The 17,277-nt window shown below is 51.1% G+C and carries 21 protein-coding genes; 20 read left to right on the top strand and 1 reads right to left on the bottom strand.

Features of this window, described 5'->3' with window-relative positions:
* Window positions 1–7 precede the first annotated feature (7 nt).
* The 14 genes from hisC to MHI42_RS33370 all read left to right on the top strand — a co-directional run bounded on the left by hisC (window position 8) and on the right by MHI42_RS33370 (window position 11,694).
* Entirely contained in the window at window positions 8–1,105 is a 1,098-nt protein-coding gene (gene hisC, locus MHI42_RS33305) for a histidinol-phosphate transaminase (RefSeq protein WP_341066810.1), read from the top strand.
* 57 nt (window positions 1,106–1,162) lie between these two features.
* Entirely contained in the window at window positions 1,163–2,257 is a 1,095-nt protein-coding gene (locus tag MHI42_RS33310) for a prephenate dehydrogenase (RefSeq protein ID WP_039301851.1), read from the top strand.
* Between the two features lie 981 nt (window positions 2,258–3,238).
* Window positions 3,239–3,826 (top strand): sigma-70 family RNA polymerase sigma factor, encoded by a 588-nt coding sequence (locus MHI42_RS33315; RefSeq protein WP_039309865.1) that lies wholly within the window; start codon window positions 3,239–3,241, stop codon window positions 3,824–3,826.
* A gap of 5 nt (window positions 3,827–3,831) precedes the next feature.
* Entirely contained in the window at window positions 3,832–4,422 is a 591-nt protein-coding gene (locus MHI42_RS33320; protein WP_039309868.1) for a zf-HC2 domain-containing protein, read from the top strand.
* 157 nt (window positions 4,423–4,579) lie between these two features.
* Complete coding sequence (locus tag MHI42_RS33325; protein ID WP_342421952.1) at window positions 4,580–5,167, top strand: histidine phosphatase family protein; 588 nt, start codon at window positions 4,580–4,582, stop codon at window positions 5,165–5,167.
* Window positions 5,168–5,257: 90 nt separating this feature from the next.
* A complete protein-coding gene (locus MHI42_RS33330) occupies window positions 5,258–6,346 on the top strand; it encodes a hypothetical protein (RefSeq protein ID WP_042138613.1) in 1,089 nt (362 codons plus the stop codon).
* A gap of 11 nt (window positions 6,347–6,357) precedes the next feature.
* Window positions 6,358–6,864, top strand: a complete 507-nt coding sequence (locus MHI42_RS33335; protein WP_171716670.1) for a gamma carbonic anhydrase family protein — start codon at window positions 6,358–6,360, stop codon at window positions 6,862–6,864.
* 18 nt (window positions 6,865–6,882) lie between these two features.
* Window positions 6,883–7,062 (top strand): IDEAL domain-containing protein, encoded by a 180-nt coding sequence (locus MHI42_RS33340; protein WP_039309877.1) that lies wholly within the window; start codon window positions 6,883–6,885, stop codon window positions 7,060–7,062.
* Between the two features lie 80 nt (window positions 7,063–7,142).
* The gene (locus MHI42_RS33345) at window positions 7,143–7,568 is read left to right on the top strand and encodes a DUF2487 family protein (RefSeq protein ID WP_342421953.1); all 426 of its coding nucleotides are present in this window, start codon (window positions 7,143–7,145) and stop codon (window positions 7,566–7,568) included.
* A 221-nt stretch (window positions 7,569–7,789) separates the two neighbouring features.
* Window positions 7,790–8,344, top strand: a complete 555-nt coding sequence (locus tag MHI42_RS33350) for a ubiquinol-cytochrome c reductase iron-sulfur subunit (RefSeq protein ID WP_042138610.1) — start codon at window positions 7,790–7,792, stop codon at window positions 8,342–8,344.
* Between the two features lie 5 nt (window positions 8,345–8,349).
* Entirely contained in the window at window positions 8,350–9,021 is a 672-nt protein-coding gene (locus MHI42_RS33355) for a cytochrome b6 (RefSeq protein WP_020427667.1), read from the top strand.
* Between the two features lie 98 nt (window positions 9,022–9,119).
* Window positions 9,120–9,995 (top strand): menaquinol-cytochrome c reductase cytochrome b/c subunit, encoded by an 876-nt coding sequence (locus tag MHI42_RS33360; RefSeq protein ID WP_042138609.1) that lies wholly within the window; start codon window positions 9,120–9,122, stop codon window positions 9,993–9,995.
* A gap of 90 nt (window positions 9,996–10,085) precedes the next feature.
* Window positions 10,086–10,733 carry a DUF1405 domain-containing protein gene (locus tag MHI42_RS33365; protein ID WP_171716668.1) on the top strand — a complete coding sequence of 216 codons (648 nt, stop codon included), beginning with the start codon at window positions 10,086–10,088 and terminating at the stop codon, window positions 10,731–10,733.
* A 55-nt stretch (window positions 10,734–10,788) separates the two neighbouring features.
* Entirely contained in the window at window positions 10,789–11,694 is a 906-nt protein-coding gene (locus MHI42_RS33370; RefSeq protein ID WP_342421954.1) for a sporulation protein YpjB, read from the top strand.
* A gap of 398 nt (window positions 11,695–12,092) precedes the next feature.
* Here the strand turns inward: MHI42_RS33370 and MHI42_RS33375 are convergent, their stop codons facing one another.
* The gene (locus MHI42_RS33375) at window positions 12,093–12,965 is read right to left on the bottom strand and encodes a YitT family protein (RefSeq protein WP_042138607.1); all 873 of its coding nucleotides are present in this window, start codon (window positions 12,963–12,965) and stop codon (window positions 12,093–12,095) included.
* A 167-nt stretch (window positions 12,966–13,132) separates the two neighbouring features.
* On the opposite strand from MHI42_RS33375, the gene MHI42_RS33380 reads away from it, so the two are divergent.
* From MHI42_RS33380 to bshA, 6 genes are all read left to right on the top strand, one after another.
* Window positions 13,133–13,462 carry a nucleotide pyrophosphohydrolase gene (locus MHI42_RS33380; RefSeq protein WP_342421955.1) on the top strand — a complete coding sequence of 110 codons (330 nt, stop codon included), beginning with the start codon at window positions 13,133–13,135 and terminating at the stop codon, window positions 13,460–13,462.
* A 59-nt stretch (window positions 13,463–13,521) separates the two neighbouring features.
* The gene (locus MHI42_RS33385; protein WP_342421956.1) at window positions 13,522–14,043 is read left to right on the top strand and encodes a tetratricopeptide repeat protein; all 522 of its coding nucleotides are present in this window, start codon (window positions 13,522–13,524) and stop codon (window positions 14,041–14,043) included.
* 32 nt (window positions 14,044–14,075) lie between these two features.
* Entirely contained in the window at window positions 14,076–14,879 is an 804-nt protein-coding gene (gene dapB / locus MHI42_RS33390; protein WP_342421957.1) for a 4-hydroxy-tetrahydrodipicolinate reductase, read from the top strand.
* 15 nt (window positions 14,880–14,894) lie between these two features.
* Window positions 14,895–15,317, top strand: coding sequence for a methylglyoxal synthase (gene mgsA, locus MHI42_RS33395; protein ID WP_039309895.1), 423 nt, complete (start codon window positions 14,895–14,897; stop codon window positions 15,315–15,317).
* Window positions 15,317–16,021 (top strand): bacillithiol biosynthesis deacetylase BshB1, encoded by a 705-nt coding sequence (gene bshB1, locus MHI42_RS33400; protein ID WP_042138603.1) that lies wholly within the window; start codon window positions 15,317–15,319, stop codon window positions 16,019–16,021. The genes mgsA and bshB1 overlap by 1 nt, the downstream gene beginning before the upstream one ends.
* Window positions 16,022–16,113: 92 nt before the next feature.
* Window positions 16,114–17,271, top strand: a complete 1,158-nt coding sequence (gene bshA, locus MHI42_RS33405) for an N-acetyl-alpha-D-glucosaminyl L-malate synthase BshA (protein ID WP_340986333.1) — start codon at window positions 16,114–16,116, stop codon at window positions 17,269–17,271.
* Window positions 17,272–17,277: the final 6 nt, after the last annotated feature.

A 17,277-nucleotide genomic window follows, 5' to 3' on the forward strand; every position in this document is an offset into this window, starting at 1 on the left:
ATGGGCCATGAACCCGAAACCTAATATCGTCGACCTCCCTGTCTACAAGCCGGGGAAACCGATCGAAGAAGTCAAGAAGGAGCTGGGCTTAAGTGATGTTATTAAGCTGGCATCCAACGAGAACCCTTACGGGGCAGCACCAAGCGCAAAAGCCGCTATTGTAGCGGAACTGGATAATCTGTATTTATACCCGGACGGTTCCGCTGCCGAGCTGACTGCAGCATTGGCAGAGCATCTGGGAGTAGCAAGTGACAACATTATTTTTGGCTGCGGGTCTGACGAGATTATTGCTCTGATCGCACGTGCTTTTTTCCTGCCCGGCGACGAGACCATAATGGCGGACCAGACCTTCTCCGTCTATAAGAGTAACGCAGATATAGAGGGTGCTGTATCTATTGAAGTGCCCTTGAAGAATGGTACCCATGATCTGGATGCCATGCTGGCGAAGATTACGGACCGTACCAAGGCAATCTGGATCTGCAATCCGAACAATCCGACCGGAACCATTGTGCCGGAGGATGCCCTGATTACTTTCCTGGATGCAGTACCGGCCGGAGTTATGGTTATACTGGATGAGGCATATTTCGAATACGTGACCGATCTGAGTTACTCTGACGGGATTAAGCTGCTGGATACTTACCCCAATCTCGTTGTACTCCGCACGTTCTCCAAGATCTACGGTCTTGCAGCACTCCGCATCGGTTACGGCGTGGCCAGCCCGCAGATTATCTCCTTGATCAATAAAGTGCGGGAACCGTTCAATACCACCCGCTTAGCCCAGGTAGGGGCGCTGGCTGCATTGGCTGATCAGCAATATGTCCAGCAGTGCCGGTCGCTTAACAGTGCGGGTATTGTCCAGCTGCAGGCTGAATTCCAGCGCCTAGGCCTTGAGTCCTTCCCGGCACACGGCAATTTCATCATGGTGGATGTGCGCAAGCCGGCCTTTGAGGTCTTCGATGCCCTGCTGCGGCAAGGTATTATCGTGAGAGCAGGCCACCACCGCTACCCGACCTACATCCGGGTTACTGTCGGCTCTGCCGAGCAGAATACGGCCTTCATCGCTGCTTTGGAGAAGGCGCTTGAAGAACAGGGAGTACGCGCATAACCTATATCAGAAGAAGCAGGATTGACGATATCACAGAAGGCAGGTAGTTCTAAGAACATGACGACAAAAATAGCAATTTTCGGTGTCGGTCTGATCGGCGGCTCACTGGCCCTTTGCTTCAAAGGCAAGGAGGGCCTGACCGTAGTAGGGCATGCCCACCGTCCTGAATCAGCAATCAAATATGTCAGCAGAGGTGTAGTCGACGAGGCTACCCTATCGCTTGAAGAAGCGGCGCTTGGCGCCGATTATATTTTTCTGTGTGTGCCTGTTGGCATGATAGAGGATTATCTTCAGCAGCTAAGCCGCCTGCCGCTGAAGCCGGGCTGTATTATCACCGACGTCGGCAGCACCAAGGCCAGCATAGCCGCCTGCGCAGTTTCCCTTGACCTTCCCGGTGTGCATTTCATCGGCGGCCATCCGATGGCCGGCTCGGAACGCTCGGGTGTAGAGGCAGCCTCCTCCTTGCTGTTCGAGAATGCCTATTACGTGCTGACGCCTCCGCCCGGAGTTCCGGAGGAAGCTTATCATGCACTGGAATCCTTGCTTCTACATACCAGAGCGCATATTGTCCGGCTTGACCCGGAGCGCCATGATGAGATTGTCGGAGCGATCAGCCACCTGCCGCATATAATTGCGGTGGCGCTGGTCAATCAGATTCATGCTTACCATGATTCAGACTCTTTGTACAGCACACTTGCGGCCGGCGGCTTCCGGGATATTACGCGGATTGCCTCAAGTGATCCGATCATCTGGCGCGATATCCTGCTGAATAACCGCTCGGTTATGCTGCGTCTGCTCAAAGACTGGAATGACGAGGTTTCTTCATTCATTCATCTGCTGGAGCAGGGGGATGGTGCAGGGATCGAGTCGGCCTTCCATGAGGCGAATGAATTCCGCAGCCAGCTGCCAGAGCGCCGGAAGGGAATGATTGTCCCGTTGTTCGACCTTCATATTGATGTTCCCGATCATCCCGGGATTATCGGACGCATCACTACAGAGCTTGGCGACCAGGGCATCAACCTTAGCAACGTGCAGATTATTGAGAGCCGGGAGGATGTTCCCGGGATCATGCGCCTGTCGTTCCGCCAGGAGCATGATATGGAGCGGGCCAAGGTTGTATTGCAGCAGAATGATTATACGGTATATGTATAGCGAAGAGCCGGGGCATGATGCCCCGGCTATTTTCTTAATGTAAGAATTTATTTGCTGCGCATGCTTACTAGTCCATCTATTTCTCGCTGAAACACACCGTCCTTTAAAGGACGGCGTAGCCGCTTCCACTTGCTATCAAACTGTCAGGCCAGCCGCCTCTCCCCAGATCCAATTATCCTGAAACGACTGAGATTCCGTTATCTTGTTCTATGGAACCTGAAAGAGGGCATTCCAGGTCAATTAAGCGATTCTGAGTCTGATTAACCGGCAATTTCGCCGAATTTACCAAATAACGGATTCTCAGTCCTCCTCACTGCAGGCAGGTTATGAAGGTTGCGGTAACTCTCAACGTTCAACGATGCAGAGCGGAAGATTTCGCGGAGCCTATCTGTGTCGTCACGGACTGCGCTTCGGATGATTAGGTTAAGGGAGAATAATACAGGGGCAGCCATCAGCCTGTAAAATACCCAATTGTTCGTAAAAATGGACAAAAAAAAGACCGCTTACATAATAAGCGGTTACAGTTCACAATGTATTGGAACCGTGCAGTGTTTGGATAGGAGTGGAGAGAAACCATACTGTACTTTTATTATATGTATACGGTTACATTCTGTCAACCCCTTTATCAAACTTAAATAATACCGCTTTCAATATTCGACTTCCCGCTGAATCTAAAAGTCTATTAATGTCATCCTGTTAGAATGTATGCTATACTGGGTTAAGTATGTTTATAGATTTCTTCCAAGTATAGGGAGCCATATGCCTATCTGAACAGTAATAGAAATTTGTAAAGATGCGAATTTCTTTCTGTATTTACATACAGTATGCCTTAATTAACGGCTGGTTGAATATACATAGGAAGTATTTCATTTAATCGTGCAAATTTGTAGCAATGCCGCAACTTTTTCTAACCTGACCGGTATAAATAGATACGGACCGGACGGGATTAAACGTGCAAGGGCGAGGAGGGCCGAACTCACCATGACGGATTCCCAGTTGATCCAGCTTATTAAGCAAGGAGATACAGAATTATACTCGGAATTGATGCGACGTTATCAACGCAAGATACTGGCGTTCGTGTATCACATGCTTAAGAATTCCCATATGGAGCTGATTGCCGAAGACCTCTGTTCTGAGACTTTCTACAAGGCTTTCCGGAGTCTTCATTCGTTCCGTGAAGTGGATGCTTCTTTTTCTACATGGCTGTACACTATTGCCCGTAATACGGTGCTTAGTGAGCTGCGCAAGAACCGTGCCGGAAATGTATCGCTTGAAGAGAGCGGTTATACTCCTGTGGCACCGCTTGACGTTGCCCCCGAACAGGCGGCATTACGTAAGGAACGGATGAATCTGGTCCGTGAAGCAATTAACAATCTCCCGGAGAAGCAGCGTTCTGCGCTCATTCTGCGTGAATATGATCAGATGGATTATCAGGAAATTGCAGTGATTCTGGATCAGAGTGTCAGCTCCGTGAAATCACTATTGTTCCGCGCCAGGAGCAGTGTGAAGCTCCAGCTCGAATCCTATTTCTATGAGCCTGAATTCGATGAGCAGGCTGAGAGGGTGTAAGGCCAATGAATTGCAGGGAAGCGCAGGATTCCATTCCGCTCTTGTGGGACGCTCCCCCCACGGATCCCAGACGGATTAGACTGGAGAAGCATATCGCGACTTGTTCCTATTGCAGTGCCGAATGGGCGTTGTGGCAGGAGACAAGTGAGCTTATGCAGGACTCAAGGTTTGAAGTCAGTGATGAACGCGCAGAAGCGATTAACCTCAAGGTTATGGAGCGGATCTATCTGGAAAGCCCCTGGCTTATGCCCGGGGACGGTAAATCTGCGGGCAGCTCCGCTGTTTTCCGCCGCAGGCTGAGCCTGTGGATCGCCTGTTTTCTGGCTGTGTTCATCTCCAGCTTTTTATATTTCACCATGTTCAAAACACCCTCGAATACTACTGCGGCCCAGAGCGGGATTGTAGAAACAGGTGTGGCAGGACTGACACTGGATTGGTCATCTTCTTATCCGGTCGAGTCAGAGGGCGGTATTATTGAACCGCTTGTAGCCAATATGGGCCCTTCCCACCCGCAATACTGGATGGTGTTGTCGACGCTTGGCGTCGGGTTGTCTATATTCCTGCTGGTACGCCTGAACCGTTACCGCAGACAATGAAAGCCCCTTTACTTATATAGTGAAGAGGGCTTTTTCGTATCCGGATATGAGCTTCAAGTGAGGAATAGACCTGTAATTTTGTTAAAAAAGAAGACATTTGTTTTCATTCGTGTTACATTATTAAGCAAACATAAATGGAAGGGAAAGGTGATAGGCAATGCTGATCGGCTTAATACGCCACGGGCTGACGGATTGGAACGCGGAAGGTAAGATTCAGGGACAAAGTGACATTCCGCTTAACGACGAAGGCCGCAGGCAGGCTGAGATGCTGGGTGACCGGCTTCTGCAGGAGCCCTACCACTGGGACTATTGCATTACGAGCAGTCTTTCCCGCGCAGCTGAGACAGGAAAGATCGTTGCCGCCAAGCTGGGAATTCCTTTACTGGAACCGGATCATCGAATCCGCGAGCGTGCTTATGGCCAGGTAGAAGGCATGACAGCTGCAGCCCGCGAAGCTAAATGGGGCAAGGACTGGAATCAGTTAACACTGGGGCAGGAGAGTGATGAGGCGCTTCAGGTCCGCGGGCTTGCTTTTCTTGAGGATCTCTCAGCCCGTTATCCGGATCAGAATGTACTGGTCATCTCCCATGGAGGGTTTCTTGCACAGCTGTATACCGCGCTATACAAAGACAAGTATTCGGAACGGCTCGGCAACCTCTCCCTGACGATTTTGGAGAAAAATGAGCAGGAATGGAATCCGTTATTGTACAACTGTACCCGTCATATCTTGCAGAATCAGCGTTAACCCGACCCTTCGGGTTATTTTTTTTGCGTAATAAGGAATAAAAAGGGCTGTATTTCCCATAATGGTAGTAAAACGGTGAGGCGATAAAAGATGAATCTGGCGGATATGCTCACTTACGCAGACATTGGTCAGCTTACCGCCATTGCGGGACGCTATGAATGTGAGTGCAAACGGAATTCCAAACATGATTTGATTCAGAGTATTCTCATTACCTTGGGCAGCCGTGAGTTTATGGAGTCTCATATCCGGGGCTGTACCCCGGAGGAACTGCGGTTCCTGAACACTTTGCTATTTGATGAGCGCAGCCATTTCAGTCTGGAAGATCTTCTTGCCGCCGCAAGGCAGGCATGTTTTGACACACCCTCCGGTAAAAGCGGCAGCTACCGCGATATGGTCAGCAGGTTCAAAAACGGCGGCTGGCTCTTTACCGGTGCATCGCAGCAGAGCAGGTATCTGTTTCAGGTCCCGCTGGATCTGAAGAACCGCTTCCGCGACAGGATGGGGGAGCACCTGAAGGAAGGGATTACTCCAAGTCCTGAACCGGCAATGTACCGGGGCGAGGGTGATCTGCTGGCGGGCGATCTGCTGCTCTTCCTGCGCTATGTGAAGGAGAACGAGCCTGAACTTGGCCAGGAGGGGGCGCTGTATAAACGCAATCAGCAGGGAGTGATGAATGCTTTGCAAATTGCTGAGCCCCTGCTGGGCAAAGGCGGGTGGAGATTCGGCTACGGCAGGGCCTGTGAGCATTATCCGCCGAGATTTGCCCTGCTGTATGATTATGCCCGCCACCGCCGCTGGATCTCGGAGGAGGGCTACCGTCTGAAGCTCACAGCCTTAGGGGAGCAATTCCTGGAGGAAGGGAAATCGGAAAAGCTGATGCAGTTATTCTCCTTTTGGTTAAGACTGTATAAAGGCGCAATTCCAAACCTGCCGTCGCTAGTCTATTGGATCAGTCTTAGTGCAGGCAGATGGGTTACAGTGGCTTCGTTATCCGAAGGGCTGGGCTGGCTGATTAAGCCGTTCTATTATGATGATGCCGGTGCCATACTCGAACAGCGTATTCTGCGGATGATGCTGCATCTGGGTATGATCAGACTCGGAGAAGGTGCCGAAGGACCGGTGGTCATGATGACGCCCTGGGGAAGTGAAGCGGCCGTACCGAAGCTGCTGCTCAAGTAAGGGGGGGAGAGATGCGGATTGCTTATGGGAGTTACATACCGCAGCTTGATGAATCAGTCTATGTGGCGGAAGGCGCTAAGCTCGTTGGCGATGTAAGGATGGGGAAACAATCCAGTATCTGGTTCAATGCCGTGCTTAGAGGAGATTTGGCTCCGGTAATAATCGGAGAGCGCTGCAATATCCAAGATGGTACGGTGGGTCATGTGGCTGAGGGTGTACCGCTAATTCTGGGTGATGATATATCGGTTGGCCATTCCGCGATTATCCACGGCTGCCGGATAGGCAAAGGCACATTAATCGGAATGGGAGCAATTGTATTGAACGGAGCAGAGATTGGTGAATATGCTTTAATAGGAGCCGGCTCCATTGTAACCGAAAACAAAATCATTCCGCCGTACACGCTCTCCTTAGGCACCCCGGCCAAAGTGATCCGTGAGTTGACCGAACAGGATCTGCTGAGGATGGCACGCACCAGTGAAAGCTATGTGAAGAAGGCATTGGAATACGGAAACTCTTAAACAGCGGAGGTGTATCGAATGGACAAAATGAAGGCTACTTATGAAGTGATGCTGGGGCTTGCTGCAGAAATGGTTTGGGATGAAGCGTTAAGAAAGCGTCGTACCGACATCTTGTACCGGAAGATTGACACGGCGCTGGCTGCCGGAGATGAGGCGGCTTTCCGGAATCTGACTGAAGAACTGAAAAGTTTGGCATAAGGAAATGCGCCTGGCGCATTTCTTTTTTTACAATTATGATGTTCTAAATGCTGCATGAGCGGCAAGAAGGGGGCCAGCCGATGAAATTCAGTGATTTTGACCGTGAGACTTGGGAAGCCAACGGACAGTTCTATGATACCTGTGTTATTCCGTATACAGGACTTCAAGGGACGGAGACACCTCCCGAGACTGTTGCAGCGCTGGAGCGTCAGCGTGATTTCCTCGATTTAGTCGAGAAGCCTTTTCAAGGGCGGGTAGTGACGTATCCGGCGGTACAGTATGCAGGAGCAGAAAGTATAGCTTTACTTAATGTCCTTTGTCAAAAAGTCAAATCCATTGGTTTCCAGTATGTCATCGTGTCATCCGCAAATGAAGTGCTTTTAACAGAAGAGGTTTATGAAAGCGATTTACTCCTTTGCCAGCCTGAAATGAAGAGGGATTCTGAGACTCCCATGAGCTCCCGTATACGGGATGAAATCCAGAGATTATGGTTAAATGTAAAATGAGTTAAATGTGACGAAAAATCAACAATTATTCTGAAATCAGCCACAAATGCCTGTCACAATTTAGACAATATTCTTGACGGGTTTTGGAGCCTAAGCTATGATTAGGGTGAACTTATATGTCATGTGATTTTTTTCATTGAAAACGAATTAATTACCAGAATTGTCTTTGAACGGACTCTGCAGGTGCCTTCTCAAATTTTGAAAAGGGGGTTACACACAGTATGAGCAGCCTTAATGAAGAACAGGAACCGCTTCCGCAAGAACAGCCCCAACGGAAGGATATATCGCGTAGACAGTTTTTGGCCTATACACTAGGCGGTGCCACCGCTTTTATGGGAGCCGGAGCCATTCTGCCGATGATTCGTTTTGCCGTAGACCCGATATTACATAAAAAAGGCGAAGGAGACTTTATTAAGGTAGCGGAAACGTCCAAGATTACCGATGTGCCCCAGGAGTTCACCTTTGAACTGCCGCAGCAGGACGGATGGTATGCCAGTACAGCAATGCTGACGGCGTGGATCCGTAAAGATGAGAGCGGAGAAATTTATGCGCTTTCACCGGTCTGCAAGCACCTTGGCTGTACGGTAGGCTGGAACAATGATAAGGCTTTTCCGGATGAATACCACTGTCCTTGCCACGGAGCGCGTTATACGAAACTGGGCAAGAATCTGGCGGTAGCCCCGAAGCCGCTTGACCAGTACACCACCAAGATTGACGGCGGCTGGGTGTATCTGGGCGACATCGTTCCAAATACTGAAGCTAAGAAGGAGGCGTGAATCCAATGTTTAAAAATGTCTATAACTGGATTGACGAACGTCTGGATATTACGCCGATCTGGAGAGATGTTGCCGACCACGAGGTTCCCGAGCATGTCAATCCGGCCCATCACTTCTCAGCCTTTGTCTATTGCTTCGGCGGACTTACTTTTTTCATAACCGTCATTCAGATTCTGTCAGGCATGTTCCTGACGATGTATTATGTACCCGATATCATAAATGCCTATGCCAGTGTGGAGTACCTTCAGACCAAAGTTGCCTTCGGCCAAATTGTCCGGGGGATGCATCACTGGGGAGCGAGTCTGGTCATTGTCATGATGTTTCTTCATACGATGCGCGTGTTCTTCACCGGCTCCTATAAAGCTCCGCGCGAGATGAACTGGGTCGTCGGGATGCTGATCTTCTTCGTTATGCTGGGGCTGGGATTAACCGGCTACCTGCTCCCTTGGGATAACAAGGCGTACTTCGCAACCAAGGTTACCCTGGAGATCGCGAACTCTGTTCCGGTTATGGGGCCGGTGCTGAAGGAACTGATGCAGGGCGGTACGATTGTTGGCGCCGAGACGCTGACCCGCTTCTTCGCCCTCCATGTATTCTTCCTCCCGGCGGTCCTGCTTATACTGCTGGTCGGACACTTTATTATGATCCGCAGACAAGGAATTTCCGGCCCATTGTAATTGAGGCTCACCAAAACTTAAGAGTATGCTTCCGAAGCGAGTTTTGTACGAAGCGGTTCGAGAAGCAGAGGCTCACAAAACTTTTAGGAGGAACGGTCATGGCGCATAAAGACGACTCCAAAGAGAAGGTGGTATTTGTAGGGGATTCCCGAGTCCGCAGGGGCAACGGGTTCATTACTCCGCCTGACTATTCGGCCTATCCGGGCAAGTCTGAAGCTTTTATACCTAACTTTCTGCTTAAGGAATGGATGGTTGGCGTAGTGGTGCTGGTGGGTATTCTGGTTCTGACGATATCGGAGCCGGCTCCGCTCGGATTTCCCGCGAATGCCACAGCGACGGTAATTCCTATCCCGGACTGGTACTTTCTGTTTCTCTATCAGTATCTCAAGCTGCCCTATGCATCGGGAGATTATATCGTGCTGGGAACGCTTGGCGTGACCGGTGTGGCGTTTGGATCACTGCTTCTGGCCCCTTTTCTGGATACGGGCCGTGAGCGCCGGTTCTACCGAAGACCGATTGCTTCCTCACTTATGTTCCTGTCCCTGGCGGCCATTGTGTACCTGACCAATACCGCCTGGACGGAATACAAGCATGAAATGGCGGAGACGGGACAGATTCCGGAGGATGTGCAGCGTGAGGAGAAAGCGGCCGAGAACAGGGCGGCTGGCTTGCCTACCACAACTGTCGTCCAAACGAAGGACATTGCCATTGTGGACAAGGATGATCCGGCGATGGCACTCTATAAGCAAGCCAGCTGTGTATCCTGCCATGCGGTAGATATGAAGGGCACCGGAGGGCCGCCTTCACTGCGCGGGGTCGGGGATAAGCATGATAAGGCAGCGATTCTTACTATTATTAAAGAAGGCAAAGGACAAATGCCTCCGATGTACGAGACCGCTATGGGAGCAGGGCTGTCCGAGCAGGATATTGATGATCTGGCCGGCTGGCTTGCCAAACAAAAAAGCGAACAGTAAAATAAAATTAACGCAAACCTGATCGTGCATGCGGTCAGGTTTTTGCTTTTTTTGAATTGAAGCTGCAACAGTCGGGAGGAAGTTGTCTATATGCCGGTTCATTGGTTTGACAGATTATTCAGGGACAGAAGGATCATCTGGCTGTTGTTCATCGTGAATCTTCTGGGTACGGTTTACGGATACATGTGGTATGGCAATCAGCTGGCGTTCACGGCTGAGAATTATCCTGTCTGGCTCTTGCCCTTTGTTCCGGACAGTCCTACGGCCAGCCTGTTCTTTACAATTGCATTATTGCTGCTGCTCTACCCGCCGAAGGGACTTACGGGAACCTTGGTTCGTCAGCTGATCGAGGCGCTGGCCGTAGTCACATCGGTGAAATACGGCATCTGGGCGGTCAGCATGATTGTGGCCGGCGGTTATCAGGGCGATACGGTCAACTGGAAAGACTGGATGCTGATGATTTCTCATACCGGAATGGCGGTTGAAGCACTGATCTATGCCCGCTACTTCTCCTTCCGCAGAATGCTGCCCGTTGCGCTGTTATGGACTTTCGCGAATGATATGGTGGATTATTCTGAAGGCGTATTTCCGTGGCTGCCATCAGTGCTGGATGATGATATCAGTGCCGTACAGTATTTCACCATGGGTCTTACCTTGTTCAGCACAGCTGCCGCGTGGTTATTCGGCGGCAGGACAAGGCGTCCTGCACTTCCGGGCAAACCTGCTGAGAGGCACTGACAGGCTGTTCTAACTCTTGTCCTTCCGCCATACATTAAGGTGGGAGGGATGTCTCATGCCGCGCAGGAGAAGGTTCATACTGTCAGGGATTGTGTTGTGCTGGCTGCTGGCTGGCATCAATGGAGGTAGGGTTCTGGCCGGAGCGGAAGCAGCGGCGGCTGGTGCCAATTCTGGAACTGAAGCATACATAGAGGCAACTGGATTCACCGTCAGTGATCCCGCTGCCCTCACCGGCAGAAGCGGGGCGCAGCGGCTGGAGCAGGCAGCCGAAGCCCTATATGCTTATGTGCTTGAAGGCGATGTGGTCAAGGCGAGGCAGGAGAGTGAGGAGATCTCTCAGATTTTTATCTCTTCTTCCTTCGAAGGGTTGACATCGGTAGAGGGAATCCATGCGCTCTCTACAGTGATTATGGACATGAAGTCTGCCGTGGCTGCTGTAGAGGCTTCTCCCCAGCGGCGGGAAGCTGCCGCAGCCAGGCTCCGGCTCGCCGCGAACAGTCTGAATCACCCCCGACAGCCCATGTGGCTGCAGTATTACAAGCTGGTCCGCGAGGATCTGAATAATATGGAGCAAGGCGCTGCCGCTAATGATCTGAAGAGCTGGAAGGCCGCTCTGGCCAGACTGCAGAGCCGGTACGATAATATCCGGCCTGCGGTGATCATCTCCCGGCCGCCCGAGGCTGTCAATACGTTCGATTCCTGGATCTCGTATGCCCAGGGGATCGCCACCTCCGCGCAGCCGGTGGAACGGGCCCGGCTGCTTGAGATTGTATCTTACGGGCAGGATGCGGTCCGGGTGATGTTCGGCAAAGAGCGCGATGAGCCGGCATTGTCACTGCCGCTCGCCCCGCAGCAGTACGGGGCCTGGGGGCTGCTGGCAGGCGCGTTCATCCTTACGGTCCTGGCCTATGCCGCTTACCGCAAGTACCGGGGCCAGAACGGGGATTGGAAGGCTGTATAGCCGGGAGGGAAGCATTCGCTGAAGCTGGTGTTCTTCCCCTCAGGTGTATGAATCCTCAATACTCACAAAAGCTCCCTTCCCGCTGAGGCGGATGAAGGGAGCTTTTTGAGTACATTTGAAACTGTAACTAACGAAGTAAGTACAATGTTGCTGACGGAACCTGAATTCCTCAGGTTTGCACAGTGTAAACAAAAATGTTGTACATATTACAACTTGAATATCAATATACCAGTGTATTCGGGAAGATTGTTGTATGGAATACAAGAATTCCACTGCTAATCCGCCTGGAGAAGGCGGGTTGTTGCCTTTTATACAACAATTTCGGATTATGACCAAGATTATAAGGGGAATGTTGTACTATGTACAGGATTTCATGTTAACAGCTTCCCCTCAGCTAATCAGGTCTCCCGGAAGCCCTCACCGTGCACATCATGAACGTCGCTGATAATGACGAAGGCCTTAGGGTCAACAGACTTGACCAGCAGGCTGAGCCGGCGGATTTCCTGTCTGGAAACAACGCAGTACACCATGTGTTTGGCTTGTTTGGAATAGGCTCCAATCGCCGGGATCAATGTGACGCCGCGTTCCATCTCTGCGGTAATCAGCTCGGCAATCTGCGGAGCATCATCACTGATGATGGTGAACGCTTTGGCGGCATAAGCCCCCTCTTGAATGAAATCAATGACACGTGAAGCAATAAAGACGGCGACAAGGGTGTACAATATTTTTTCACGGGGGATATAGAGCAGGGAAGCGCCAATAATGATCACATCGACTGCCAGGATAATCTGTCCCATACTCCAGCCGAACTTGCGTCCGAGAATCCGCGCTACAATATCTACCCCGCCGGTGGTGCCGCCGAAACGGAAGACAATCCCCAGTCCCAGCCCCAGTGTTACCCCGGCATATAATGAAGCAAGAATAAAATCATGCTCCGTACTGAACGTTACAATCCAGCCTGCATTAATCATTCGTTCGAACAGCCAGAGGAAAAACGACAGGGCGCCGATACCAACGCCTGTGTAGACGATCTGATTCGCCCCCAGCACCTTCCAGCCAAGCAGGAAGAGCGGGAGATTCAGCAGCAGTGTGGTCAAAAAGATCGGTATGCTAAAGGCGTAGTTGAGCAGGATGGTAATCCCGGTGACTCCGCCTTCCATCAGCTGATTGGGTACAATGAAGTACAGAAGTCCGAAGGCATAGATTGCAGCTCCCAGCATGATGGGGGCAATGGTTTTGCTGATGGTGCTGAATTTAATTGACGATTTCATATAATCCCTCGCGTATGCCTCTAATGGGCAGTTTATAGGTAGTTATTCTCACGGATACAGCCGCAAATCCACAAAGACTTTCAAAAAAGATTTGTCTTCAAAACGTCTTTACGATAACATAGGGGCAAACAGAAGGCAAGAACATACGGGGGGTGAAACAACAATTTATGGATAAAAGTCTTAGTGACATTCAGCGTGAGGTTGATCAGTATATCTCACAGTTTAAAGAAGGCTATTTCAGCCCGCTGTCCATGCTGGCCCGGATGTCCGAGGAAGTCGGAGAGCTGGCCCGGGAGGTAAACCATCAGTTTGGCGAGAAACCGAAAAAAGCGGAAGAAGCCGATAATTCGATCGAGCTGGAGCTGGGCGATATTCTCTTCATTACCGTTTGTTTCGCCAATTCACTGGGCATAGATCTTACTGAAGCCCATAACAAGGTTATGCACAAGTTCAATACCCGCGATGCCGGGCGCTGGACGCTCAAAAACACCGATTAGGCCTTTACTACATATGCTGTACCAAACGAACGGGATTTAGCCGTGAGGATGGTGAGGATATGAATCATAACGATTATGTAAAAGCGGCATACCGCTCTATTCTGCGCAGTGACTTCGCTGAGGCCATCACTCTGTTCGAAGCGGCCATTGCGGCAAGTCCGGATGATGCTGAGGTAAGGTACCGCTGCTCCATCACTTATGCCCGCAGCGGAATGCTGGAGAAGGCGCTTGAACACGCTGTAGCCGCACGTAAACTGGATGGTTCCAAACCAGAGTATGAGCTGCATCTCCAGCATTTGCAGGCGCTGCAGCTCGTGCAGGAAGCAAAACGGCTGCTGGAGGATGAGGCGGCGGTGCCGGTGAATCCATACCATCCGGTTACTTTGCTGAAAGAAGCGGTATCGCTGGACCCCTTATATGGGGATGCTTATGTATGGCTGGCTATTGCACACAGCCGGATGAACGAGCATCTGCAGGCGATAGCTGTACTGAAAGAAGTGATGTCGCTGCACCCGGATGATACCGGTCTGCGTCAGCTGATGAAGGATCTGCAGAAATCGCTGCAAAAATATATACAATAATATCAGAGCCAGGGAAGCGGGGAGGAATTAATTTGAGCGACAAGATCAGGGTTATTGTCTCCGGAGCCGGAGGAAGAATGGGCAAAGAAGTTGTGAAGCTGGTGCTGCAGGATGATGAACTGGAGCTGGCAGCCGCTGTCGACCGCTCTGCGGGCGACACCGATGCCGGCCGGATGGTTGGCCTTGAGGATAGTGGTGTTCGGGTTACTTCGGACCTGGAGGCAGCTCTTGCAGGAGCTGCTGCAGATGTGCTGGTGGACTTTACCATTCCGCAATCAGCCTACAGCAATACTGCCCTGGCCATCAAATATGGCGTTCGTCCGGTGATCGGGACTACCGGATTTACGCCTGAACAGATCGCCGAGCTGGACAAGCAATGCCAGGATCAGGAGATCGGCGGACTCATTGCACCGAACTTCTCCATCGGAGCCATTCTTCTAATGAAATTCGCGGCCCAGGCTGCTAAATATTTCCCGCACCTGGAGATAATCGAGTATCATGGGGACCAGAAGCTGGATGCGCCATCAGGAACAGCCATTAAGACGGCAGAGATGATCTCTGAGGCACGGCAGGAGCTTCGCCAGGGACATCCGGGGGAAGAAGAGATTATTGAGGGATCGCGCGGCGGTTACTACAACGGGTTCCGGATTCATAGCGTACGTCTTCCCGGCGTTTTTGCCCAGGAGGAAGTGGTGTTCGGCGGGTTTGGACAGTCGCTTAAGATCCGCCATGATTCATACGAGCGTGCCGGGTATATGCCGGGAGTCAAGATGGGAATCCAGAAGGTGATGGGGTATACCGGTTTGATTTACGGATTTGAGCATTTTATAGAATAGACGGGGGAGAGCAACATGTTAAAAATCGCATTTATCGCACATGACCGCAAAAAAGATGAGATGGTGAATTTCGTAACCGCCTATGAGCATGTTTTTGAAGGGCATCAATTATATTCCACCGGAACGACAGGACAACGGATCATGGAAGCAACCAAACTCGTCATTCACCGCTATATGTCCGGCCCGCTGGGCGGAGATCAGCAGATTGGCTCCATGGTGGCAACGGATGAGCTTGATTTGATTATTTTCCTGCGCGATCCGCTTATGGCACAGCCGCATGAACCGGATATCACGGCACTGCTCCGTCTGTGTGATGTATATGGAATCCCGGTGGCTACCAATATTGCCACAGCTGAAATTCTGGTAAAGGCAATCGACCGCGGAGATTTCGGCTGGCGCGAGCTGGTACATAAATACAAACCGGGTGTGGATGAATAATGAAACTCGACATTCTGGTATTCGGCGCTCATGCCGATGATGCGGAGATCGGCATGGCGGGAACCATCGCCAAGCACACTGCTGCCGGCTTCAAAGTGGGGATGTGTGATCTGACACAGGCGGAAATGTCTTCGAACGGAACGGTGGAGCTTCGCAAACTTGAGGCTCAGCAGGCTGCAGACATGTTGGGGGCTGCGGTACGTACGAATCTGGGACTTCCTGACCGGGGGCTCTATATGACAGAGCACCATCTGGCGGCAGTAACTGCGGAAATCCGCCGCTATGCCCCTTCCATCGTGTTCGCCCCTTATTGGGAGGACAGGCACCCGGATCATATCGCGTGCAGCAAGCTGGTGGAAGAGGCCGTATTTAACGCCAAGCTGCGTAAGTATATGCCGGACATGCCTTCTATCCCTGAACCGCAATTATATTTCTATTTCATTAACGATCTGGGCCGTACCGATCTGATTGTCGATGTAACGGAACAATATCCGCTCAAAGAGCAGGCGTTATCCTGCTACCGGTCGCAATTTGGCATACTCCCTGGTGAGGATGCTGTGAAGACTCCTTTAACAGAAGGGTATATCGAGCGCGTCCGTTCGAGAGATATGCTGCTCGGACAGCGGAGGCTCATTCCTTATGCAGAAGGGTTCGCCGGCAAGGTGCCGCATACGGTGGATTACTTCGGTGCTGCCGGTAAATAAGGCGCAGATTTGAAAAAGCCCGAAAAACAACTATAATAAATTCATGTCATTACTTGAAGTAATAGATTTATGTAAAATGAAGGGGCGGAGCTATGGACCGGCTGAAGATAGGCATCACTTGTTATCCGTCTCTTGGCGGCTCGGGCGTAGTGGCGACTGAACTGGGCAAGCTTTTGGCCGAGAAGGGCCACGAGGTCCACTTTATTACACACAGCATCCCGTTCCGGCTGGGAACGTTTCAAAAAAATATATTTTATCATGAGGTAGAGGTTAACGATTATTATGTGTTCCGTTATCCGCCTTATGATCTGGCACTGGCGACCAAGATGGCCCAGGTAGCCAAGATGCAGAAGCTGGACTTGTTCCACGTCCATTATGCGGTGCCGCATGCGGTCTGTGCTTTTCTGGCCAAGCAGATCCTTGGCAACGACATTAAAGTGGTTACGACCCTGCATGGCACAGATATTACTGTACTGGGCCAGGATGAATCCCTGAAGGATCTGATCCGACTGGGCATTAATGAGAGTGATGCGGTGACTGCCGTTTCCCAGGATCTCATCAAGGAAACACGTAAGGCGCTTGATATTACACGGGAAATTGATCTGACCTATAATTTCGTGGACAAACGGGTGTATTATCCACGCGATGTAACGGACCTGCGCGGTGACTACGCTGCTCCGGATGAAAAAATCCTGATGCATATCAGCAACTTCCGTCCGGTTAAAAGGGTAAGTGATGTGGTGGATGTATTCGCGAAGGTGAATGAACATCTGCCTTCACGTCTGCTTCTGGTGGGGGAAGGGCCTGATCTGCCGAAGATTCAGGCCAAAATCAGCGAGATGGGCCTGGAGGACAAAGTGCGGTTTCTGGGTAAGCAGGATGAAATTGCCCAGGTGATTTCACTGGCTGATCTGCTGCTGCTCCCTTCGGAGAAGGAGAGCTTCGGGCTCGTTGCCCTGGAGGCGATGGCTTGCGGCGTTCCGACCATCGGGTCCCAGACCGGCGGGATTCCAGAGCTGATTCAGCATGGCAAAACCGGATTCCTCGCGCCGGTAGGCGATACTCAGACTATGGCTGATTATGCGGTTCAGCTGCTCTCGGACGACGCGATGGCAGAGAGCTTCAGACGCGCCTGTCTGGAACGGGCCTGTCATGATTTCAGCAGAGATATGATTACGAATCAATACGAAGATATATATTACCGCGTGCTTGGACGCAAGGTACTCGGACTGGATCCTATCCGGGGGTAAGGAGTA

It is taken from the genome of Paenibacillus sp. FSL E2-0178 (genome assembly GCF_038593005.1).
GTDB lineage: Bacteria > Bacillota > Bacilli > Paenibacillales > Paenibacillaceae > Paenibacillus_AQ > Paenibacillus_AQ phytohabitans.